Genomic DNA, 526 nt, shown 5'->3' on the forward strand with positions numbered 1-526 from the left:
ACGCGGCCACAGAACGGCTGCGCAGGCTGATCGCCCGGCGTTACCAGGTCGTGCGGCATCGGACCCGGATCAAGAACGAAGTGCACGCAATCCTTCACGCGCACCTGATCCCAAAATGTCCGCACGCCGATTTATTCAACGGCCGCGGCCGCGATTGGCTGGCGCACCAGCCAGTACCCGACGAACGGGATGCTATTGAGCGGCATGTGCGCGAGCTCGATCGGCTCGCCGAAGATCTCACGATCCTCGATCGGGAGATCGCCGCAAACAGCCTGGACGACGGCTCAGTCAGGCGGCTGCTGACGATCACCGGCGTCAATCTGGCGGTGGCGGCCGGGTTGATGGCGGCAATTGGCGATATCACGCGTTTCAAGAGCCCGCAGAAACTGGTCAGCTACTTCGGGCTCAATCCGCGTGTGCACCAGTCGGGCCTCGGTGCCGCTCATCACGGCCGGATCAGCAAGGTCGGACGTAGCCACGCCCGGGCCATGCTGGTAGAAGCCGCCTGGGCTGCCGCCAAGACACC

General features: G+C 64.4%; 1 protein-coding gene. It reads left to right on the forward strand.

Annotation, left to right across the window (positions count from 1 at the left end; genetic code table 11):
• On the forward strand, positions 1-526 hold a 526-nt coding region (locus tag GWG65_RS40310; protein ID WP_275200933.1), incomplete at both ends, for a transposase.

The sequence above is a fragment of the Bradyrhizobium sp. CSA207 genome (assembly GCF_029051685.1).
In the GTDB taxonomy this organism is placed as follows: Bacteria; Pseudomonadota; Alphaproteobacteria; order Rhizobiales; family Xanthobacteraceae; genus Bradyrhizobium.